Source organism: Streptomyces luomodiensis, assembly GCF_031679605.1.
In the GTDB taxonomy this organism is placed as follows: Bacteria; Actinomycetota; Actinomycetes; order Streptomycetales; family Streptomycetaceae; genus Streptomyces; species Streptomyces luomodiensis.
Window position 1 is genome coordinate 8,701,846 of sequence record NZ_CP117522.1, and the last position, 20,717, is coordinate 8,722,562.

The following is a 20,717-nucleotide window of genomic DNA, read 5'->3' on the forward strand; positions in this document are numbered from 1 at the left end:
CATGGCGTCCGTTCACCCGTCCGCGGCGGTGGCCGCGGACGGCGGCGACGCGGTGGTCCAGGCGCTGGGCGCCCTCGGCACGCCCGTCGACCTCGCCGGAGCGCGCAGCCTCCCGCTGGAGGGCCCGCAGGTGCTCTGGCTGGTCGTCGGCGGTGCCCTGGACCTGTTCGCGGTCGACGCCGCCGAGGAGGGCCAGTGGCACTTCCTCGGCCGGCTGGAGACGGGCGCCGCGCTGCCGGGCCCGGTCGAGGGGCCGCGGCACACCCTGCTGGGCCGGCCCTCGCAGGACTGCCTGGTGCGCCGTATCCCGCTGCGCGAGCTGTACCGCCCGGAGGCGTACGACCCGTACGGCACGGACCCGGCCCACGACCCGTACGGCGCGTACGGGGGCGGCGGATTCCAGGACACCCCGCCCACCCCGCTGGAGCACGCCGTGTCGCTCGGGGTGAGCCGCAGCCTCGGCGTCCTCTTCCAGGCCCCGCTGGACGGCGGGACCGCGCCCGACTCGGAGGCGGCCGACGAGGACCTGCTCTGGCTTCCGGTACCGCCCGGCAGCGTGCGCTACGGCGCCGAGTACAGCGCCCAGGCCGCCGGGGACCTGCTGATCGACGGCGCGCTGTGGCAGCGGATGGTCAATCAGCAGTACCGCCTGGGCACCGCCGTGGACCGCTGGATCGAGACCATGGAGCGGGCCCACGCGGACCGTACGGCGGCCGGTATCCGCGCGGGTGAGGCCGTGCGCACCCGCGCCGACCAGGCGCTGATCGCCTCCATCGCCGGGCCGCGGCGGGAGCGGTGGTCGTCGGAGGAGAGCACCGACGACGCCGTGTACGCGATATGCCGCCGCGTGGCGGAGGCCGCCGGGATCACCCTGCCCGAGCCGCCGAGGGTCCGCGCCACCGACGACCGCACGGACCCGGTGGAGCGCATCGCCGCCCACGCGCGGATCCGCACCCGCGCCGTCCGGCTGGAGGGCCGCTGGTGGCGGGAGGACGCCGGACCGCTGGTGGGCTACCGGGCCAAGTCCGGGGCCCCGGTGGCGCTGCTGTGGCGGCGCGGCCGGTACGAGGCGGTCAATCCCGCCTCGGGTCTGCGCATCCGCGTCGGCCCGGACAACGCGGATCAGTTCGAGCCGCGGGCCGTGATGTTCTACCGTCCGCTGCCCGACCGTCCGATGACGGTGTGGCGGCTGATGCGCTTCAGCGCCCGCGGCGCCGCCGGGGACATCCGCAACCTCGCGATCGCGGGGCTGGTGACGGTGGCGCTCGGCGCGCTGGTGCCCCTGGCCACCGGTCGGGTGCTGGGCGGATTCGTGCCCCGCGCCGAGAAGGACCCCATCGTCCAGATCTCCCTGGCCCTGATCGTCGCCGGCGTTGTCGCGGCCGCCTTCATGCTGCTCCAGAACCTCACCCTGCTGCGGCTGGAGGGGCGGCTGGAGTCCACCCTCCAGCCCGCGGTGTGGGACCGGCTGCTGCGGCTGCCCACCACCTTCTTCGCCCGGCGCTCCACCGGAGAGCTGGCCAGCGCGGCGATGGGCATCAGCGCCATGCGCCGGGTGCTGTCCGGGGTCGCCCCGACGGTCCTCCAGGCCGGCACGGTGGGCGCGGTGAACCTCGCCCTGCTGCTGTACTACAGCGCCTCGCTGGCGCTCGCGGTGATCGCCCTGCTGCTGGTGGTCTCCGGGGTCTTCCTCGGCATGGGGCTGTGGCAGGTGCGCTGGCAGCGACGGCTGGTGGAGAGCGAGAACAAGCTCAACAACCAGGCGTTCCAGACCCTGCGCGGGCTGCCCAAGCTGCGGGTCGCCGCGGCCGAGAACTTCGCCTACGCGGCCTGGGCCCGTGGCTTCGCCCACTCCCGCGATCTGCATCAGCGCACCGGCCGCATCAAGAACCTCACCCAGGTGCTGGACGCGGTCTACCTCCCGCTGGTCTCGCTCATCGTGTTCATGCTGCTGGCCGGCCCGGCGCGGGGGAGCATGTCGGCGGGCGCCTTCCTGACCTTCAACACCTCGGTGACCATGCTGCTCACCTCCCTCACCCAGCTCACCAATGCGCTGGTCTCGGTGGTCGCGGTACTGCCCCTGTTCGAGCAGGTCAAGCCGATCCTGGACGAGCCGCCCGAGGTCCGTGGCGGCAGCGCGCAGCCGGGGGTGCTCTCCGGCGACCTCCGGGCCAAGAACCTCACCTTCCGCTACGGTGCCGACGGGCCGCTGGTGCTCGACGACGTCTCGCTGGAGATCCGGCCGGGCGAGTTCGTGGCCGTCGTCGGTCCGAGCGGCTGCGGCAAGTCGACCCTGCTGCGGTTGCTGATCGGCTTCGAACGGCCGGTGTCCGGCAGTGTGCTCTACGACGGCCAGGACCTCGCCGCCCTCGACCAGGCGGCCGTGCGCCGCCAGTGCGGGGTGGTCCTCCAGAACGCCCAGCCGCTGGGCGGTACGGTGCTGGACTGCATCCGCGGCGCCGAGCCGTTCACCCCCGAGGAGGCCATGGCCGCCGCCGAACTGGCCGGTCTGGCGGAGGACATCCGGCAGATGCCCATGGGGCTCCAGACCATGATCTCCGGCAGTGGCGCCATCTCCGGCGGTCAGCGGCAGCGGCTGATGATCGCCCAGGCCCTGATCCGCCGCCCGCGCATCCTCTTCTTCGACGAGGCCACCAGCGCCCTGGACAACGAGACCCAGCGCATCGTCATCGACAGCACCCGCCGGCTCAACGCCAGCCGGCTGGTGATCGCGCACCGGCTGTCCACCGTCATGGACGCCGACCGCGTCCTGGTCATGGCGGACGGCCGGATCGTGGAGCAGGGCGCCCCGGCCGAGCTGATGGCCCTCCCCGACGGGAAGCTGCGCGAACTGGTGCGGCGCCAGATGAGCTAGGTCGCACCCACCTGGACCGGCCCCTCCGCTCACGGGGCGGCCGGGCTGGTGGCCTCCTCGGCCTTCCGCGGCGGGGCCGCCGGGCCGGGCCTGCCGCGCAGCGGGACTTCCTGCACGCACAGGGCGGCGACGAAGGCCACGGCGCAGACGACGGCCGCGGTGAGGAAGATCCGCTGGGTGCCGTCGGCGACCGCGTGCAGATAGCCGTCCCTCGCGGCCTGCGGCAGCCGGGCCAGTGCCGCGGGGTCGGGCCGGGCCTCGCCGGTGTCCGCACCGGCGGGTGCGTGGCCCTGGACGGCGCCGGTGAACAGCGAACCGAAGACCGCGACGCCCAGGGAGCCGCCGATGGTGCGGAACAGGGTGACCGACGCGGAGGCGGCACCCATGTCGCGCATCTCCACACTGTTCTGCGCGATGGTGGTGACCATCTGCATCTGGCATCCCATGCCCGTGCCCACCAGGGCCATGAAGCACCCGGTGGCCGTGCGGGAGGTCGTGGTGTCCATGGTGGCCAGCAGGAACAGGCCGGTGGCCATGCAGACGGTGCCGAGGATCGGGAAGATCTTGTACCGGCCGGTGGCGGACATGACCTTGCCGCCGACCTGGGACATGATCACCACAGGGATCATCAGGGGCAGCAGCAGCAGACCGGAGCGGGAGGCGGAGACGCCCTGGACGGTCTGCTGGTACAGCGGCAGATACAGCGAGCAGCCGAACATGACCACCCCGCCCACCAGGATCAGCGAGGACGCCAGGGGGAAGTTGCGGTGTCCGGTGAAGATGCGCAGCGGCATGAGCGGTTCGGCCGCGCGGCGCTGCCGGGCGACGAACGCGGCCACGCCCACCGCGGCCAGCGCGAACAGCCCCAGGATCTGCCACGAGGTCCACCGATAGGTGGAACCGGCCCAGGTGGCGGCCAGGGTGAGGGCGCAGACGGTGACCGTCATCACCGCGATGCCCGGCCAGTCGATCCGGGCCTTGGCGCGCGTGGCGGGCAGCCGCAGCATCAGCTGGCACCAGATCAGGGTGAGGACGCCGAGCGGCAGATTGATGAAGAAGGCCCAGCGCCAGCCGAGGTGGCCGGTGATGAAGCCGCCGAGCAGCGGGCCGCCGATGGTGCCGACGGCCATGATGGAGGCGGTCATGCCCTGGTAGCGGCCCCGCTCCCGGGGCGGGGCCAGTGAGGCGATCAGAGCGAAGGCCCCGGCGCCGATACCGCCCGCGCCCAGGCCCTGGAGGGCCCGGAAGACGATCAGCTGGGTCATCGAGTGGGCCGCGCCGGACAGCGCCGAGCCGAGCACGAAGACGACGACGGCGATCAGGTACATGTGCTTGCGGCCGTACAGATCGCCGAATTTGCCCCAGACGGGGGTGGAGGCGGCGGTGGCCAGGGTGTAGGCGGTCACCACCCAGGAGATGTGCTCCAGGCCGCCGAGATCGCCCACGATCGTCGGCATCGCGGTGCCGACGATCGTGGCGTCGAGCATCGACAGCAGCATCGCGAGCAGGACACCGAGCAGGGCCGGACGGACGTTCTTCGGGGCGGGTTGCGGCGGGGCGGGACTGCCGGACCGGGGTGCGTCGGATACGGACATGACTGATCACTTCCTTCTCGGCGCGCTCGGCGCGGGGGTCCTCACAGAAGAGCACACCGAATAAAAAAGTTCAACGACTCAACTTTTTTACTCGATTCACCCACGGGGAGGGTGGTCCCGGGACCGAGACGATGGGGCGCCGTGAGCCCTTCCCCGGCAAGGAGGCCCTGGTCTTCGACCAGGACTCGGACCGGTAAGCCGCCCTCCGCCGGGCGATGACATCTCTCACACCGGACGCCCGGGCAAAGGGCGTGGAGCGGTGCGCATCGACGAGGCGACATAGGAGCTCTTGTCCGCCCTGTCGGACATAAGTGATGACCGGGATCGTGCTCCCCGGCGCCACCGGCGCTTCGTCCACGCGCCTGGTCGCCGGGTTTTCCTGATGCCGCGTCGGGTCGCCCGAGCACCCCCGGAGGCGGCTCAGCATGTCTCGCCGCTGAGCGCAAGCTCAGGTCCCCGCTACGAACCCGTGTCGTACGAACACGTGTTGCCTCGCGCGGCCGGCCGCTCCAAGAATGACGGGCCTCAACCGAGTGTGAGGTCACGAATGAGCAAGCACCGCAGCAGCACGACGCACCAGCGCTCCATAGCCATCGCCGCGCTCGCCGCGGCCGCCGTGGGCATTCCCTCGGCGGCGATGGCACAGTCCGCCGCACCCGCGGGCGTCCCCGCCGCCGCCTCCACGGCGGCCACCGCCCGGCAGGAGGTGGTGGATCTCGTCAACAGCGAACGCGCCAAGGCCGGTTGTCAGCCGCTGACCGTGAACGAGAAGCTGACCGAGGCCGCCCAGGACCACAGCGAGGACATGGCGGCCCACGGCAAGATGTCGCACACCGGCTCCGACGGGTCCTCCCCGGGCGACCGGATCGAGCGGGCGGGCTACAGCTGGAGCACCTATGGCGAGAACGTGGCCTACGGCTACGGCTCGGCCAAGAGCGTCATGGACGGCTGGATGTCCAGCCCCGGCCACAAGGCCAACATCCTGAACTGCGACTTCAAGGAGATCGGCGTCGGCCTGGCGCAGCCCGGCAACTACTGGACGCAGGACTTCGGCACCGCCCGGTAGCTCAGCGCTCCGGGGCCCGGTGCGACCGGCCCAGCCGCAGTGGCGCCGGTGGCGGGAGCGGGCGGGCCGGCTCGGCCCGCCCGGTCTCGAAGGACCGCAGGAGGTGGGCGACCAGTCGCCGGGACGCGGCCGGCGCGGTCCGGGCGTCGCCGATGACACCCTGGTTGGCCATGAAGACGAGGGTGAGGTCCGACAGGTCGAAGTCCTGGCGCAGCCGCCCCGCGGCCTTGGCGCGCCGGACCACCTCGGCGAAGCCCTCCTCGATGCGCCGGCGCTCCCGCTCGAAGCCGGCCATGTCGGGGAACGACGACAGGAAGGCGTCGCTGAACCCGCGGTCCTGCGCCTGCGAGGCGCACACCGACTCGATGGTCCGGCAAAACCCCCGCCAGGGGTCGTCGTCGGCCAGGGCCTCCTCCATGCTCGCCCGGCACACGGACAGCTCGTCCGAGAACACCGCGGTGACCAGCGCGTCGCGGGTGGGGAAGCGCCGGTAGAGGGTGGCCACCCCGACCCGGGCGTGCCGCGCGATGGTGGCCATCGGCACATCGATCCCGCGCGAGACGAACAGCGCACGGGCCGTGTCCAGGACGCGCCGCCGGTTGAGCTCCGCGTCGGCGCGCAGCCCGGTGCCCCCGACGGCCGGGACACCGGTGGCGGGCGCTGTAGGCGAGAGGCGAGCAGGCATGTGTCTCACCTTACGCCGTGCCATAAACAGAGAAACGCCCCTGCCGCCTTGACGGCCGGGGCGTTTCTTCGCGTATATTGGGGATTTCCATGTGCCAATGTTTTATGGCAGGCGGAAACCTGATGAAGTCATCGTATCCCGGCGGGAGTCGCATTGTCAAATGAGGAAATGGACCGTGAGCAAGAATTCCTCGATCTGCTCAACGGGCGCCTCGCCGAACTCACGGCGCACGCCGAGGAGGCGGTGACCGAGGCCCTGTCCCTGGAGGGCACCACCTTCCAGGCCCGGCTGGAGCGCGATGTGCTGGTGGCCGAGCGGTCCGGACTGCTCGCCGCGTTCGAGGCGGGGGAGCGCGGGCTGTGCTTCGGCCGGCTGCTGTTCCGCGACGGCCGCGACCACCACATCGGCCGTATCGGCATCCGCCGCGACGACGCGGACCGCACCCCGCTGGTCATCGACTGGCGGGCCGAGGTGGCGCGTCCGTTCTACCTCGCCACCGGCCACACCCCCATGGGGCTGCGCCGCAGGCGCCACATCACCACCGAGGGCCCCAAGGTCACCGGGCTGCACGACGAGATCCTGGACCTCGACGACACCGTGCGGACCGGGCACGAGGGGTCCGACGCGGACGCCGTGCTGCTGGCCGCGCTGGACGCCGCGCGCACCGGCCGAATGCATGACATCGTGCAGACCATCCAGGCCGAACAGGACCGGATCATCCGCGCCCCGCACCACGGGGTGCATGTCGTCGAGGGCGGCCCCGGCACCGGGAAGACCGTCGTCGCGCTGCACCGTGCCGCGTATCTGCTCTACGCGCACCGCGAGTCGCTGGCCCGCCGCGCGGTGCTGGTCGTCGGGCCCAACCCGGCGTTCCTCGGTTACATCGGAGAGGTGCTGCCCTCGCTCGGCGAGACGGGTGTGCTCCTCGCCACGCTCGGCGAACTCTTCCCCGGGGTGACGGCCACCGGCACCGACACCCCCGAGGCCGCCGAGGTCAAGGGCCGCGCCGGGATGGCGGACGCCCTGGCCCGCTTCGTACGCGACCGGCAGTCGCTGCCCGACCCGGCGATCGTGATCGACCACGACGACGGTGAGCTGGTCCTGGACCGGGACATCGCCTCCGAGGCGGGCCACAAGGCCCGGGAGACCGGGCTGCCGCACAACCTGGCCCGGCCGCACTTCGCGTTCCGGGTCATCGACGCCCTCACCGACCAGCTCGTCGACCGGATCGGCGCGGACCCCTACGGCGGGCCCAACCTCCTCGGCGCGGACGACATCGCCCAGCTCGGCAAGGCGATCGCGGTCAACCCCGAGGTGCACGCCGCCATCGAGGAGCTGTGGCCGGCCCTCACCCCGGAGCGGCTGGTGGCCGACTTCCTCGCCGACCCCGTCCACCTCCCCGAAGCGGACGCCGCCGCGATCCGCCGCACCGGCGGCGAGTGGACCCCCGCCGACGTCCCGCTGCTGGACGAGGCCGCAGAACTCCTCGGCCACGACGACGCGGCGGCCCGCGCCCGCGAGGAGGCCGAGCGCCAGGAGCGCATCGACTACGCGCAGGGCGTGCTCGACCTCTCCTACGGCTCGCGCACCCAGGAGTTCGAGGACCGCGACGACGAGGAGTCGGAGGTGCTGGCCGCCCATGACCTGATCGACGCCGAACGGCTGGCGGACCGCGCCGAGGAGCGCGACCACCGCAGCGCCGCCGAACGCGCCGCCGCCGACCGCACCTGGGCCTTCGGCCACATCATCGTGGACGAGGCCCAGGAGCTGTCCGCGATGGCGTGGCGGCTGCTGATGCGGCGCAGCCCCACCCGTTCGATGACCCTGGTCGGCGACCCCGCGCAGACCGCGGAACCGGGCGGCTGCGGCTCCTGGTCGGCGATCCTGGCGCCGTACGTCGGCGATCGCTGGGAGCACACCCGGCTCGGCGTCAACTACCGCACACCCACCGAGATCATGGAGGTCGCGGCGCGGGTGGCGCGCACCGCCGACCCCGCCTTCACCCCGCCGCGCTCGGTCCGCGCCACCGGCGCACGGCCCTGGGCGGAGCGTACCGGCGATCTGCCCGGCGCGGTGGCCGCGGCCGTGGCGCGGGAGACCCGTGCCGAGGGCCGGCTGGCGGTGATCGCCCCGAGGGACCGCCATGCCGCGCTGTCGGCCGCCCTCCCGGACGCGTCCACCGGCCGCTCCCCGGACCTGACCAGCCCGGTGGTCCTGCTCGACCCCCGGCAGGCCAAGGGGCTGGAGTTCGACACGGTGATCGTGGCCGAGCCCGCGGAGTTCGGCACCAGTGACCTCTATGTGGCGCTCACCCGGGCCACCCAGCGGCTGGGCGTGGTGTACACCGGTGAGCTGCCGGCGGGTCTGGACGACCTGGCCGGCCCGGTCGATCAGGAGGAACCCGACGGCTCCGCGGGGACGGTGATGTCCCGGAACTCCGCTCGGGCGTCCTCGGTGTAGGCGCCCACGCTGCCCGACGTGTACGGGCGTTCGGTGTCGGTGAAGCCCACCACCTGGCGGTCGTCCACCGACACCGTCATCCGCTGACCGCGCTGCCGGACCCGCACGTCCGACCAGTCACCGACCGGGAAGGGGCTGGTGCCGGTGGCCAGGAACCGCTGCCCGCCCCGATAGGCCGGGTCCCGTTTGCCCAGCTCCCAGCCGTTCGGCTTGAGCGCCACGTAGTAGAAGTGCTCCGGGTCGGTGTACGCCCACACCAGCCACGCCACTTCCCAGGGATTGGGCTCGGGTGTGCGCAGTTGCTCCGCCGTGCGCATCCGGGCCCGGAAGTCCACGCGCTCGTAGCGGGCGGTGGAGACCACCAGACAGGCGTGGGTACGGTCCTCCCGGCGGGCCGCCCGCGGGGTGAGCGTCAGCTCGTCCACCCCGCCGACGTTCCCGCCGTAGCCGTGGAACACCGAGCGCCAGGGGCCGTGCACCGAACCGTCCCGCCAGGTCTCGACGTTGTCCGGCGGCCGCTTCTCGTCCCATACGCCGGACAGTGCGAGCACCCCGGCCACCACGAGGGCGAAGGCCAGCACCAGCCCGCCGACACGCCACCAGGTACGCCCTCGTAATGACGTCATGCCACCGGATCATACGAGCCCGGCGCGACGCGCCGCGCGGTGTTCACCGCCTCCTCGGGGCCGAAGTCCTCGGTGAGCCGGGCCACGATGCGCTCGGCGGCCCGGCCGTCGCCGAACGGATTCCCCGCCCCGGCCATCCGTGCGTACTCCCGCGGATCGTCCAGCAGCTGCCCGGCGGCGGCGAGGATCGTCTCCGGGTCCGTGCCCACCAGCCGCGCCGCGCCCGCCTCCACCGCCTCCGGGCGTTCGGTGGTGGTCCGCAGCACCAGCGCGGGCTTGCCCAGGCTCGGGGCCTCCTCCTGGAGTCCGCCGGAGTCGGTCAGCACCAGATCGCAGTCGGCGAGGGTGGCGGCGAAGTCCAGATAGTCCAGCGGGTCCACCACTCGCACCCCCGGATGGCCTTCCAGCTCCGGCAGCAGCGCCTCCCGCACCGCGGGGCTGCGGTGCAGCGGCAGCACCAGCTCCACATCGCCGCGGTCGGCCAGCCGGCGCAGCGCCGCGCCCATGGCCCGCATCCGCTCCCCTTGGTTCTCCCGGCGGTGCAGGGTCAGTAGCACCTTGCGGTGCGCGGTGCGGAAGACGCTTCCCCCGGCGCCCTCCTTCAGCACCCACAGCAGATTGTCGATGACCGTGTTGCCCGTGGTGATCACCTGCTCGGACGGTACGCCCTCGGCCAGCAGCTGGGCGGCGGACCGGCCGGTGGGGGCGAAGTGCCAGCGCGCCACCCGGCCGATCATCCGCCGGTTGAGCTCCTCCGGAAACGGGTTGTCCAGGACGCCGGTACGCAGCCCCGCCTCGACATGGGCCACCGGTACGCGCTCGTAGAACGCGGCCAGCGCACCGCACAGCGCCGTGGTGGTGTCGCCCTGGACCACCACCAGATCCGGCCGTTCGGCGCGGATCACCGTGCCCAGGCCGTCCACCAGCCGGGCGGTCAGCTCCGACAGCCGCTGCCGGTCCCGCATCACGGCCAGGTCGGTCTTCACCCCGACCCCCAGCAGCCCGAGCATCTGCTGGAGCATCTCCCGGTGCTGACCGGTGGTCACCACGACCGGCTGGAACAGCGCGGAGGCGGCCATCGCCCGGACCACCGGGGCCAGTTTGATCGCCTCCGGGCGGGTGCCGAGCACCAGCATGGTGCGCACGGTGCGGGGCGGACGCGGCGCGGACGCCTCGTCCACGGACAGGGACACGGGTCTGCCGATGAGGGACATGGGTCTCCTTGACGAGCGGAGCGGAAGGAGCGGAAGAAGCGGTGCGAGCGGGTGGCGCGGAGTGCGGGGGGTGCGGCGGAACCGGGTGGTGCACGGATGCGGGCGGGTCAGCTGCGGGCCGTCTTGAGCCAGGTGCGCTTTCCGGTGACGGCCCGCCACAGCCCCCACCAGCCCGCGGCGAACCAGATGTAGCCGTAGATCACGAAGATGTGGCCGAGCAGCACCGCGCGGAGCGCGCCGAGCGTGGATTCGCGCCGGCGGTAGACGAAGCCGTAGATCCAGGCCGCGGTGAACGAGAGCAGATACGGGCCGAGGAACCACATGGTGGAGACCAGCGGCCGGCCGGCCTGGAGGGAACCGGCGATCGTGCCGAGGACCGCCACCAGGAAGGACAGCGGCAGCAGCGAGGTGAGCAGGATCAGCACCGGACTGGACAGGTGGTAGATCAGGTCCATCGCGGCCCGGCCGGGCACATCCCGCAGGATCAGCGGAACCAGGTTGGCCGACTGCAGATGCCCCTGGAACCAGCGGGACCGCTGGCGGACCAGCCGCCGCAGATCCAGGACGGCCTGCTGGGAGACGGCCGCCGTGGTGCAGTGCTGATTGGTCCAGCCGCGGGCGATCAGCCGCACCCCGAGGTCCAGGTCCTCGGTGAGGCTGTCGCTCCAGGGCTTCTCGCCCAGCGTGTCGAGCGCGGACAGCCGCATGAACTGGCCGTTGCCGCCCATGCCGACGCTGCCGATGAAACGGCGGGCGCTTTGGAAGATGTCGCCGTAGACGACGAACTCCATGTCCTGCATCCGGGCCAGCAGCCCCGCCCGGCGGTTGTACATCCGGACGCCGATCTGGGTCGCCCCGGTCCGCGGGTCGTTGAAGAACGGGTCGACCGCCTCGATCACATGCGGGTCCAGCCGGCCGTCCGCGTCCACCACACAGACGATGACGTCGTCCGGGTCCCGGCCGCCGAGCAGCCCGGAAGCGCGCAGCAGACGCACCCCGTCGTTGAGGGCCGCGCCCTTGCCGAGCCGGGCGTTCGGCAGCGTGCGCTGATGGAGCCACACCCGCTCGGGGTCCGCGGACCGCGCGATCTCGGCGGTCCGGTCGTCGGAGGCGTCGTCGATGACCAGGGCGACGCATTTCCCGGCGGGCAGGGCGGTGATCCGCGCAAGGCTTTCGGCCAGTACTTTCTCCTCGTTCAGACAGGCGAGCAGAAAGACGTAGAAGCGTTGTTCACCGGAGCCGGAATGCTGCGGCAGCCGGCGCCGGGACAGCAGGAACAGACCGAAGTTGTAGGTACCCGCCATCACGATGATGGCGACGCTGGCCCATATCAGGGGCTCATCGGTCACGTCCGGTCCACCGCGGACAGGTCCTTGGCCCCGGAGGCTGTGGAACCGGTCGCGGAGGGGCGGACGCGCAGCCTTGATCGTGCCACCAGCAGACCGATGACTATCAGGCAGTACAAGAGAAAACCCGCCCCGGCGGTTGCCTGCAAAGCCCTGGCAACCGGAATTCCGGGAATCATTTCCGGCGCCGCGGCCAGGCCGACCAAGGGCAGCACTGATCCCACAGCAGACCTACCGTACATCGGTCCCCCCACCTTCAGTTGGCGCAGGAGTGCCGGACGCCTCCCCAATGGGCCGGCCGCTGCGCGCTTAGGGAAGGTACCAGACCCAACTGTGCTTCAGTTGAACTTTCAAGGCGTAGTTTTCTGCCCCATCGGCCCCATTGACAGGCAGCCGGAATCCTCAGAACAATCACCGGATTGTTGAGCTCGTGATCCCGCGTTGGGAATTCCGTGGGGAACCGGCCATGATCCATGCGTTGTGACCGGCCATGATCCTCAGGTCGGAATCGGCCATGATCCGCTGTTTTCCTCGCTGTCTTGTGCCACGTAAATGCGGGATGCGGGACCGAATCCGAGGGGGGTAAAGAGCATGAAGGAACCCTGGAGAAGAGCACGGCCGGCCTGGCTGGCGTTCATCGCCCTCGCCATGGCCGCCCTGCTGGGAGGCGGTTTCTGGGCACCCACGGCGGTGGCCCGGGACGGCCGGGGGGACGCCGACCGGTCGGCGGCACAGGACACCACCAGCGGTGTGAACGCCGACGACCTCAAGGGCTGGGCGGCCGCGCAGCGGTCCGCCGACCGCGAGCGGCGCGCCGGGACGGCCGGAACGCACACCAGCGAAAAACGGACGACCAAGCAGCTGGGGCGGCCGAACCCGGCCACCGGGCCGCGGACGAGGAGCGCACCGCGGGCCGCTGCGCCCGGCCAGGCCAAGACACTGGTCCTGTACGACACGGCGGGCCCGTACGGACACCTCGGTGAGCTGTACGCGATGGGCGCGGCCAACCTCGGCGGCCACTTCGGCACCGTGACCAGCAAGCCGGTCCAGGAGTACACCTCCGGCCTGATCGAGTCCTACGACGCCACCATCTACATCGGCTCCACCTACTACGGCGACGAGATCCCCGACGCCGTACCGGAGGACTTCTACCTGGACACCCTGCTCTCCGAGCGGCCGGTGATCTGGGTCGGCGAGAACATCTGGAACATGGCGAACTCCATCAGTCTCCAGGAGTTCGAGTACCGGTACGGCTGGGACCCGACCTCCTCGTTCTACGAGACGGACGGCAGCGTCGGCCAGATCACCAAGGTCACCTACAAGGGCCAGGAGCTCACCCGGAAGATGCCGGCCGGCCTGGACGCCGGTGTGCTGCACCCCCACCTCACGCCCGGCGGGGACAACGGGACCGTGACCGAGCTGGCCCAGGCGGTCGACACGGCCGGGGGCACCGAGAAGACCTCCCCGTGGGCGATCCGCTCGGGCAACCTGACCTACGTCGGTGAGATCCCCTTCACCTACGTCTCCGAGACCGACCGGATCATCGCCTTCCAGGACCTGCTCTTCGACGCGCTGGCCCCGGACACCGCCGAGCAGCACCGGGCCATGGTGCGCCTGGAGGACATCACCCCGCTCTCCGACACCACCAGCCTCCGGGCGATCGCGGACTACCTGAAGTCCAAGAACATCGCCTACGGCATCAACGTCATCCCGGTCTACAGCGACCCCAAGGGCGTGCAGAACAACGGGGTGGCGCGCACCGTGCGGCTCTCCCAGCGCCCGGCGCTGGTGAACACCCTCAAGTACATGCTCAACAACGGCGCGGTGCTGATGGACCACGGCTACACCCATCAGTACGGCAACACCGACAACCCGTACAACGGGCTCACCGCCGATGACTTCGAGTTCTTCCGGGCCCATGTGGACGCCACCGACACGGTGGTCTACGACGGCCCGGTGACCGAGGACTCCGCCGAGTGGGCACAGGGGCGGGTCACCGCCGCCCTGGCCGAGTTCGCGAAGGTGGGCCTGCCCACGCCGAAGCTGTGGACCACCCCGCACTACGCGGCCTCGGCCACCGACTACAAGGTGTTCGCGCAGAACTTCGCGGCCCGGATGGAGCGCCCGCTGTACTTCTCCGGCACCCTCTCCGGCGCCGAGACCGACACCAGCCGCTACCTCGGACAGTTCTTCCCGTACCCGGTCACCGACGTCTACGGCACCAAGGTGATCCCGGAGAACCTGGGTGCCTACGAGCCCGAGGGCCAGAACAACAACCCGCCCCGGCTGGCGGCCGACCTGATCAACAACGCCAAGGCCAACCTGGCGGTGCGGGACGGCTTCGCCAGCTTCTACTACCACCCCTACCAGGCGGTCGAGCCGCTCCAGGAGACCGTCGAGGGCATCCTGGCGCTCGGCTACACCTTCGTCAGCCCCGAGAGCCTGATCTGACGCACCGTCCGTACCTCACGTCCGTCAAGCCGTTCCCGGCCCGCACCGCGCGGGCCGGGAACGGCCACGTGTCCGTTCCCGCCCGAGGAAGGAAGGCCCTGACCCGATGAGAGCGCTGAGGCGGGTGACCGCGGCGGTCACCGCCGCCGTCGCCGTCCTGACCGGATGCTCGGCCGGTGGGAGCGACGACCCGCCCGCCCCCGATGACCAGGTGCGGGGCATCACGCTGCCCGCCTGGAACACCGACGACTACGACCGTCCCGAGGCCGGCCGCTATCTGCGGCAGATCGCCGGGACCGGCGCCCGGTGGGTGGTCTTCACCCCCACCTGGTACCAGAACGGCACCCGTCGCGCGACGATGCACACCACCGAGGAGACCGCCAGCGACCGCAGTGTGCGCCGGATCGTCGGCCTGGCCCATGACGCCGGACTGAAGGTGATGCTCAAACCGCATGTGGACCTGGTGGACGGCGGCGACCGGGCCGGTATCCGGCCCGCCGACCCGGACGCCTGGTTCACCGCCTACCGCCGCTTCATCACCCACTACGCCCGGCTGGCCGGCGCACTGGACGTGGAGCAGTTCGCCGTCGGCACCGAACTGGCCGGCACCTCCACCGACCGCCGCCGCTGGACCGATGTGATCTCCGCGGTGCGCGACACCTACGACGGTCCGCTGACCTACGCCGCCAACTACGACGAGTACGCCCGCATCCGCTTCTGGGGCTCCCTCGATCTGATCGGCATCGACGCCTACTGGCCGCTGGCCGACTCCGCCACCACCGACCCCGCGCGACTGGCGGCGGGCTGGAAGCCGATCGTCGCCGAACTCGCCGATTTCGCCGCCCGGTTGGACAAGAAGATCCTGTTCACCGAGGCCGGCTACACCAGCCAGCGGGGCGCCGTCGCCGCACCGTACTCCTGGACCGTCAGCGAGCGCACGGCGACGGACGAGCAGTCCGCCGCGTATGACGCGCTGCTGACCGCCTTCGACGGCCGGTCCTGGTGGGCCGGGGTGTGCTGGTGGATGTGGGACGACTGGCCGGACAGCGGCGAGACCGCGCCGCGGCTGGCCTACACCCCCCATGGCAAACCCGCCGAGAAGGTGCTGCGCAGCTGGTGGCGGGGGTGACGGCCGCGACCCCGGCCGCCCTGCCGACGGCCCTGCCGACCGTCTGGGAGGCCGCCGATCGCCTACGATCCCGCTGTGGCCCCCTTCCGTGTCCAGCGGCGCTCCCCGCTGACGGCCGACGAGACCTGGCGGCGGCTCACCGACTGGCCGCGCCACGGTGACCAGGTACCGCTGAGCGGCGTCACCGTCCACCCGGCGGGGCCGACCCGGGTGGGCACCGTGGTCGTGGTGCGCACCGGTGTCGGCCGGGCCGGGTTCGACGACCCCATGGAGGTGGTGCGCTGGGACCCGCCGGCCGGTGACGCTCCCGGGCGCTGCCGGCTGGAGAAGCGCGGCTCGGTGGTCCTCGGCTGGGCCGAGATCGAGGTGCGCCCCCAGGGCGACGGCTCCGAGGTGGTGTGGCGCGAGGAGGCGCGGCTGCGGGGGCTGCCCCGGCTGTTCGACCCGGCCACGGCCTGGTCCGGCCGGCTGCTCTTCGGCCGGGTGGTCGACGCGCTGCTCGCGGAGTGACCGGCTCGGCCCGGACCGCGGGGGACGCGGGCGGGGCCGGGGCCCGCCAACGGGGCCGGTTCCGACGGGCGTTCATCCTCGGGGGCGCCGCCGCTACGGTGACGCAGGGGTGATCTTGCGCTACTCTCCGTAGTATGGGGGTTCAGGGGGAGACCACAGGACGAGGGACCGCGGTGGTGATCGGCGGAGGTCTCGCCGGGATGCTGGCCGCATGGGCGCTGCGGGGACATGCCGAGCGCATTGTCGTGGTGGAGCGCGACCGCTATCCCGAGCGGCCGGCGTTCCGCTCGGGCCTGCCGCAGGGGCGCCACGCACATCTGCTGCTCGAGGCCGGGCACCGGGCGCTGGAGGAGCTGATGCCCGGTGCGCGCGAGGAGTTGCTGGCCGCCGGCGCGGTGCGGGTGCCGATGTCGGGCGTGCGCTGGCTGAGCGCGGCCGGATGGCTCGCGCGGTACGAGAGCGAGGTCGCGTTCCTGTCGTGCACCAGACCGCTGCTCGACCATACGGTGCTGAGCCGGGTGCGCGGCGAGCCCACGGTGCGCTGGCTGGAGAACACGGATGCCGTCGGCCTCCTCGGCGCGTCCGGCCAGGTGACGGGCGTCCGGGTCCGGGGCCGGGGCGACGCCCGTGCCAGGGTGCGCGAGCTGCCCGCGGAGCTGGTGGTGGACGCCTCCGGGCGGGCCTCCTCGCTGCCTTCCTGGCTGGCCCGGCTGGGCTGCCCGGTCGCCCCGGAAGAGCGCGTCGACGCGGGCGTGTCCTACGCCAGCCGGCTCTACCACCGCTCCACCGGGCCGGATCCGGGCTTCGCCGCGCTCTATCTTCAGACCAAGGCCCCCGAGGCGCCCAGGCTCGGTGTGGTGCTGCCGGTGGAGGACGGCCGGTGGATCGCCAGTCTCGGCAGTATGCGCGGGGCGGCGGCCGAGCCCGGTGCGGCCGGGTTCGACCGGCAGCTCCGGCTGCTGCGCGATCCGAGCCTGCATGAGCTGCTGGCCCGCGCCGAGCCCGCCGGCCCGGTGCGCGGCTTCTGGCCCGGCCCCGGTGTGCGGCGCCACTACGAGCGCCGGGCGCCGCGGGGGCTGGTGGTCATCGGCGACGCCGCGTGCACCTTCAACCCGGTCTACGGCCAGGGCATCACCGTGGCCGCGCTCGGCGCCCGCGCCCTGCGGGCCGCCGCCGAGCGCCACGGCGGCATAGGCCACCGCACGGCGCGCACCGCCCGCAAGGGCATCGCGGCGGCCACCGACAGCGCGTGGATGATGTCCTCCAGCGAGGATGTGCGCTTCCCCGCCACCACGGGCGGCCCCGCCGGTGTGTCGGTCCGGGTCCAGCACCGCTACCTGGACCGGGTCATGCGGCGGGCCACCGTCGACCCACAGGTCTGCAAGGCGCTGCACGAGGTGATGTCGCTGGTCGCCGACCCCACCGCGCTGATGCGTCCCGCCGTCCTCAGGGCCGTTCTGCGCGGCGGAGGGAGCGACCGGCCCGCATCTCCCCAGTGATCGCCGCGATGCCGCGAGGGGAGTTCCGCCAGGAGCGCCCGCCCTCTCACGGCGCGCCCGTCTACGGTCTGCGGTCCGGTGTCGGAAGGCCGTCCAGGAGCGTGCCGAGCGCGGTCGTGACCAGCGCGCACACCTCGTCCGGGTCCGCGCCGGCCAGCGGCTCCTTGCCCACGATCACCCGCATCGTCCCTATGCCGAGCAGCCAGGACAGCGCCAGATCCGCCCGCAGCTCGCGGTTGTCGGCGCTGGACAGGGTGGCCAGCACCCGTGCGTAGGCGTCGCTGATGGCCCGCACCGCCGTACCGATCTCGTCACCGCTGTCCACGGAGCGCAGCAGGGTCGCCAGGGCGCGGGTGCCCGGTTCCTTCCCGCCGTGGCCGAGCAGCCCGCGCAGGGCGGCCTCCAGCAGCTCATGGGGAGGGGTGGTACGCAGCTGCTCCTCCCCGTTGTGCGCGATCACCTCGCCGAACAACGCTCTTTTCGAGCCGAAATAACGGAACAGCAGCGCCTGGTTGACCCCCGCCCGATCGGCGATGTCCCGGACCGTGGCCCGTTCGTAGCCCCGCTCGGCGAACAGCGCCACCGCCGCCTCCAGCAGCCGTCGACGCGTGTCCCGCGCATCCCGGCGCTGCCCCTCGGACATCGTCCCACTCATCCCGGCACCCCTCTCGTCTGCTTGCGGCGATTCCCCGTCGGCCCGTCAGATCAACGGCGCAAAGGGGCCGTTGACCGTACCAGGCGGCGCCTCCTAGCTTTGTAAGCACGTGCTTACGCAAGGGAGGTCACGGTGACCACAGCGGAGACGGCAACCCTCGCCTATCCCTTCAACTCCGCCGAAGGACTGGCGCTCAGCGAGGCGTACGAGGAGGCCAGAAACCGCCCCGGACTGCTCCGGGTGCGCTTGCCCTACGGTGAGCCCGCCTGGCTGGTCACGCGGTACGCCGAGGCCCGGCTGGTGCTCGGGGACCGGCGCTTCAGCCGGGCGGCGGCGCTCCACCACGACGAGCCACGGCAGTCCGAGGCCCGGCGCGACAGCGGCATCCTGACCATGGACCCGCCCGATCACACCCGGCTGCGCACCCTGGTCGCCAAGGCGTTCACCGTCCACCAGGTGGAGAAGCTCCGCCCGTGGGTACGGCAGCTGACCCAGGACCTGCTCGACGACCTCGAGGCCGCGGGGCCGCCCGCCGATCTCGTGGACCGCTATGCGCTGCCCATTCCGGTCGGCGTCATCTGCGCGATGCTCGGCGTCCCGGAGGAGGACCGGCCCAAGTTCCGGGTCTGGAGCGACGCCGCGCTGTCCACCAGCTCCCTGAGCGCCGAGGAGTTCAACCGCAACCGCGACGAACTGCGCGCCTATATGGCCGGGCTGATCGAGGCCCATCGCATCGCCCCGCGGGACGACATCATGACCTCGCTGATCGAGGCGCGGGACGCGGGTGACCGGCTGTCCGAGCTCGAACTGGTCGATCTGTGCGTGGGCATCCTGGTGGCCGGGCACGAGACCACGGCCACCCAGATCCCCAACTTCGTGCTGACGCTGCTGGAGCACCCGGAGGAACTGCGCCGGCTGCGCGAGGACCCCGACCTGGTGCGCGGCGCCGTCGAGGAGTTGCTGCGCTTCGTACCGCTGGGCATGGGGGCCTCCATGCCCCGCTACGCCACCGAGGACATCGAGGTGGGCGGGACGCTCGTGCGCAGCGGGGAGCCCGTGCTGGTGGCCGTCGGCTCGGCCAACCGCGACGCGCTGCGCTTCGACCAGCCCGGCACGTTGAACGTCGCCCGCCCCGCCACCCAGCACCTCGGCTTCGGCCACGGTGTGCACCACTGCCTCGGCGCGTCCCTGGCCCGGCTGGAGCTCCAGGAGGCGCTCGGCGCGCTGATCACCCGCTTCCCGGACCTGCATCTGGCCGGGGACGTGCGGTGGAAGGACCAGATGCTGGTCCGCGGGCCCCGTGTCATGCCGATCGGGTGGTGAGCCGGATGACCTGGAAGGCGGAGATCGACTCCGGCCGGTGCATGGCGTCCGGCATGTGCGCCGGAATCGCCCCCGATCTGTTCGTCCTGGACGAGGAGCACGCCCGCCCGCTGGGTGCGGAGGTGCCGCGGGAGGAGCGGGTGCTGGACGCGGCGGACTCCTGTCCCGCGCTGGCGATCATCATCCGCGACGGCACGACGACCGTCGGACCGCGTCCCTGAGCCACGCCCCTGAAACCCTGGAGCCGGGGGGCTCCAGGGCTTCGGGGGTTCGTGGCTTCAGGACCGCGAAGCTTCAGGGTTTTCCGGATTTCCGGGTTTCCGGGTTTCAGGGCTTCAGGGCGACGCCCGCCCAGAAGGACACCTCTTCGTCGGTCACATCGCCGGTCTCCACCGAGGAACTGCTCTGTGCCAGGTCGGTCCGCCAGCGGTGCGGCACCTCCAGGCCCGGTTCGACCAGCTCAAGACCGGTGAAGAAGCGCGCCACCTCGTCCTTGGTGCGGATCTTCCCCTGGATGCCCCCGCTGTGGTAGATCTGCACGGTCTTCTGGGTGGCCTCGGGGTCGAAGTCCGGGGTGATGTGGCTCAGCACCAGGAAGGAGCCGGGGGCGAGGGCGTCGACCAGCCGCTGGACGATCTCGTACGGGCCCCATTCGTCGGGGACGAAGTGCAGCAGCGAGACCAGGCTCAGCGCGACCGGCTGGGACAGGTCCAGCACCTCGGTGAGGTCGGGCGCGGCCAGGATCGAGTCGGGCTCGGTGATGTCCCCGTGCACATAGGCGGTACGCCCCTGGGGGTGGCTCTTGAGCAGGGCCTGGGCGTGGGCGAGCACGATGGGGTCGTTGTCCACGTAGACGACCCGGGACTCCGGGGCTATCCCCTGGGCGACCTCGTGCAGATTGGGCCGGGTGGGAATGCCGGTGCCGATGTCGAGGAACTGGCGGACGCCCCGCTCGGCGGCGAGGAAGCGGATCGCGCGGTGCATCCAGGCTCGGTTGGTCCGCGCGGCGATCATGACACCCGGCCACAGGCCGAGCACCTTGGCGGCGGCCTCACGGTCGGCGACGTAGTTGTCCTTGCCGCCCAGGAAGTAGTCGTACATCCGGGCGCTGTGCGGTCGCCCCTGGTTGAGGGGGGTGTTGGGGGGCTCCGGCCCGCTTCCGGTCTGGGATGCTACCCCTTGCGCGGTCACGTGGTCTCCTCCGTATCCGGGGCGCGATCCCTCGCGCCGCGGCCGACAGTTCCCGAGATCGTAACCGCGCACCCGTGACGAGGAGTTGAGGG

General features: G+C 71.9%; 16 protein-coding genes. 9 read left to right on the top strand and 7 right to left on the bottom strand.

Annotation, left to right across the window (positions count from 1 at the left end):
* Window position 1: 1 nt before the first annotated feature.
* A complete protein-coding gene (locus PS467_RS36690) occupies window positions 2–2,875 on the top strand; it encodes an NHLP bacteriocin export ABC transporter permease/ATPase subunit (protein ID WP_311038857.1) in 2,874 nt (957 codons plus the stop codon).
* A gap of 29 nt (window positions 2,876–2,904) precedes the next feature.
* Here PS467_RS36690 and PS467_RS36695 read toward each other — a convergent pair whose 3' ends face one another.
* Window positions 2,905–4,470, bottom strand: a complete 1,566-nt coding sequence (locus PS467_RS36695; RefSeq protein ID WP_311038858.1) for an MDR family MFS transporter — start codon at window positions 4,468–4,470, stop codon at window positions 2,905–2,907.
* Between the two features lie 547 nt (window positions 4,471–5,017).
* Here PS467_RS36695 and PS467_RS36700 point away from each other — a divergent pair.
* Window positions 5,018–5,536, top strand: a complete 519-nt coding sequence (locus PS467_RS36700) for a CAP domain-containing protein (RefSeq protein ID WP_432280686.1) — start codon at window positions 5,018–5,020, stop codon at window positions 5,534–5,536.
* 1 nt (window position 5,537) lies between these two features.
* On the opposite strand, the gene PS467_RS36705 is transcribed toward PS467_RS36700, so the two are convergent.
* On the bottom strand, window positions 5,538–6,221 hold the full coding sequence (locus tag PS467_RS36705; RefSeq protein ID WP_311038859.1) for a TetR/AcrR family transcriptional regulator: 684 nt from the start codon (window positions 6,219–6,221) through the stop codon (window positions 5,538–5,540).
* A 168-nt stretch (window positions 6,222–6,389) separates the two neighbouring features.
* Here PS467_RS36705 and PS467_RS36710 point away from each other — a divergent pair, with 168 nt between their 5' ends.
* A complete protein-coding gene (locus PS467_RS36710) occupies window positions 6,390–8,681 on the top strand; it encodes a HelD family protein (RefSeq protein ID WP_311038860.1) in 2,292 nt (763 codons plus the stop codon).
* On the opposite strand, the gene PS467_RS36715 is transcribed toward PS467_RS36710, so the two are convergent.
* The 3 genes from PS467_RS36715 to PS467_RS36725 all read right to left on the bottom strand — a co-directional run bounded on the left by PS467_RS36715 (window position 8,612) and on the right by PS467_RS36725 (window position 11,870).
* The gene (locus PS467_RS36715) at window positions 8,612–9,307 is read right to left on the bottom strand and encodes a 3-keto-alpha-glucoside-1,2-lyase-like domain-containing protein (RefSeq protein ID WP_311038861.1); all 696 of its coding nucleotides are present in this window, start codon (window positions 9,305–9,307) and stop codon (window positions 8,612–8,614) included. The two genes, PS467_RS36710 and PS467_RS36715, sit on opposite strands and share 70 nt — an antisense overlap.
* Window positions 9,304–10,443: a non-hydrolyzing UDP-N-acetylglucosamine 2-epimerase gene (gene wecB, locus PS467_RS36720; protein ID WP_432280782.1), complete on the bottom strand. Its 1,140-nt coding sequence runs from the start codon at window positions 10,441–10,443 to the stop codon at window positions 9,304–9,306. The genes PS467_RS36715 and wecB overlap by 4 nt, the downstream gene beginning before the upstream one ends.
* Window positions 10,444–10,628: 185 nt before the next feature.
* On the bottom strand, window positions 10,629–11,870 hold the full coding sequence (locus PS467_RS36725) for a glycosyltransferase (protein WP_311038863.1): 1,242 nt from the start codon (window positions 11,868–11,870) through the stop codon (window positions 10,629–10,631).
* 588 nt (window positions 11,871–12,458) lie between these two features.
* Between PS467_RS36725 and PS467_RS36730 the strand changes: the two genes are divergently transcribed.
* From PS467_RS36730 to PS467_RS36745, 4 genes are all read left to right on the top strand, one after another.
* Window positions 12,459–14,318, top strand: coding sequence for a DUF2334 domain-containing protein (locus PS467_RS36730; protein WP_311038864.1), 1,860 nt, complete (start codon window positions 12,459–12,461; stop codon window positions 14,316–14,318).
* A gap of 106 nt (window positions 14,319–14,424) precedes the next feature.
* Window positions 14,425–15,447, top strand: a complete 1,023-nt coding sequence (locus tag PS467_RS36735) for a glycoside hydrolase family 113 (protein ID WP_311038865.1) — start codon at window positions 14,425–14,427, stop codon at window positions 15,445–15,447.
* 75 nt (window positions 15,448–15,522) lie between these two features.
* Entirely contained in the window at window positions 15,523–15,957 is a 435-nt protein-coding gene (locus PS467_RS36740) for an SRPBCC family protein (RefSeq protein ID WP_311038866.1), read from the top strand.
* 134 nt (window positions 15,958–16,091) lie between these two features.
* On the top strand, window positions 16,092–17,456 hold the full coding sequence (locus PS467_RS36745; protein WP_311038867.1) for an NAD(P)/FAD-dependent oxidoreductase: 1,365 nt from the start codon (window positions 16,092–16,094) through the stop codon (window positions 17,454–17,456).
* Window positions 17,457–17,517: 61 nt separating this feature from the next.
* On the opposite strand, the gene PS467_RS36750 is transcribed toward PS467_RS36745, so the two are convergent.
* Entirely contained in the window at window positions 17,518–18,111 is a 594-nt protein-coding gene (locus PS467_RS36750; protein ID WP_311038868.1) for a TetR/AcrR family transcriptional regulator, read from the bottom strand.
* Window positions 18,112–18,243: 132 nt separating this feature from the next.
* Here PS467_RS36750 and PS467_RS36755 point away from each other — a divergent pair, with 132 nt between their 5' ends.
* Together PS467_RS36755 and PS467_RS36760 are read left to right on the top strand one after the other, a co-directional pair.
* Window positions 18,244–19,434 carry a cytochrome P450 gene (locus tag PS467_RS36755; protein WP_311038869.1) on the top strand — a complete coding sequence of 397 codons (1,191 nt, stop codon included), beginning with the start codon at window positions 18,244–18,246 and terminating at the stop codon, window positions 19,432–19,434.
* A 5-nt stretch (window positions 19,435–19,439) separates the two neighbouring features.
* Window positions 19,440–19,655, top strand: a complete 216-nt coding sequence (locus PS467_RS36760) for a ferredoxin (RefSeq protein ID WP_311038870.1) — start codon at window positions 19,440–19,442, stop codon at window positions 19,653–19,655.
* A gap of 106 nt (window positions 19,656–19,761) precedes the next feature.
* On the opposite strand, the gene PS467_RS36765 is transcribed toward PS467_RS36760, so the two are convergent.
* Window positions 19,762–20,625, bottom strand: a complete 864-nt coding sequence (locus PS467_RS36765) for an SAM-dependent methyltransferase (RefSeq protein ID WP_268975989.1) — start codon at window positions 20,623–20,625, stop codon at window positions 19,762–19,764.
* Between the last annotated feature and the right edge of the window lie 92 nt (window positions 20,626–20,717).

Bases quoted from the DNA above. Each gene is read 5' to 3' on its own strand.
- PS467_RS36695 (WP_311038858.1), bottom strand. From the start codon at position 4,470: ATGTCCGTATCCGACGCACCCCGGTCCGGCAGTCCCGCCCCGCCGCAA.
- PS467_RS36690 (WP_311038857.1), top strand. From the start codon at position 2: ATGGCGTCCGTTCACCCGTCCGCGGCGGTGGCCGCGGACGGCGGCGAC.
- PS467_RS36745 (WP_311038867.1), top strand. From the start codon at position 16,092: ATGGGGGTTCAGGGGGAGACCACAGGACGAGGGACCGCGGTGGTGATC.
- wecB (WP_432280782.1), bottom strand. From the start codon at position 10,443: ATGCTGGTGCTCGGCACCCGCCCGGAGGCGATCAAACTGGCCCCGGTG.
- PS467_RS36715 (WP_311038861.1), bottom strand. From the start codon at position 9,307: ATGACGTCATTACGAGGGCGTACCTGGTGGCGTGTCGGCGGGCTGGTG.
- PS467_RS36710 (WP_311038860.1), top strand. From the start codon at position 6,390: ATGGACCGTGAGCAAGAATTCCTCGATCTGCTCAACGGGCGCCTCGCC.
- PS467_RS36700 (WP_432280686.1), top strand. From the start codon at position 5,018: ATGAGCAAGCACCGCAGCAGCACGACGCACCAGCGCTCCATAGCCATC.
- PS467_RS36760 (WP_311038870.1), top strand. From the start codon at position 19,440: ATGACCTGGAAGGCGGAGATCGACTCCGGCCGGTGCATGGCGTCCGGC.
- PS467_RS36730 (WP_311038864.1), top strand. From the start codon at position 12,459: ATGAAGGAACCCTGGAGAAGAGCACGGCCGGCCTGGCTGGCGTTCATC.
- PS467_RS36735 (WP_311038865.1), top strand. From the start codon at position 14,425: ATGAGAGCGCTGAGGCGGGTGACCGCGGCGGTCACCGCCGCCGTCGCC.
- PS467_RS36750 (WP_311038868.1), bottom strand. From the start codon at position 18,111: ATGAGTGGGACGATGTCCGAGGGGCAGCGCCGGGATGCGCGGGACACG.
- PS467_RS36705 (WP_311038859.1), bottom strand. From the start codon at position 6,221: ATGCCTGCTCGCCTCTCGCCTACAGCGCCCGCCACCGGTGTCCCGGCC.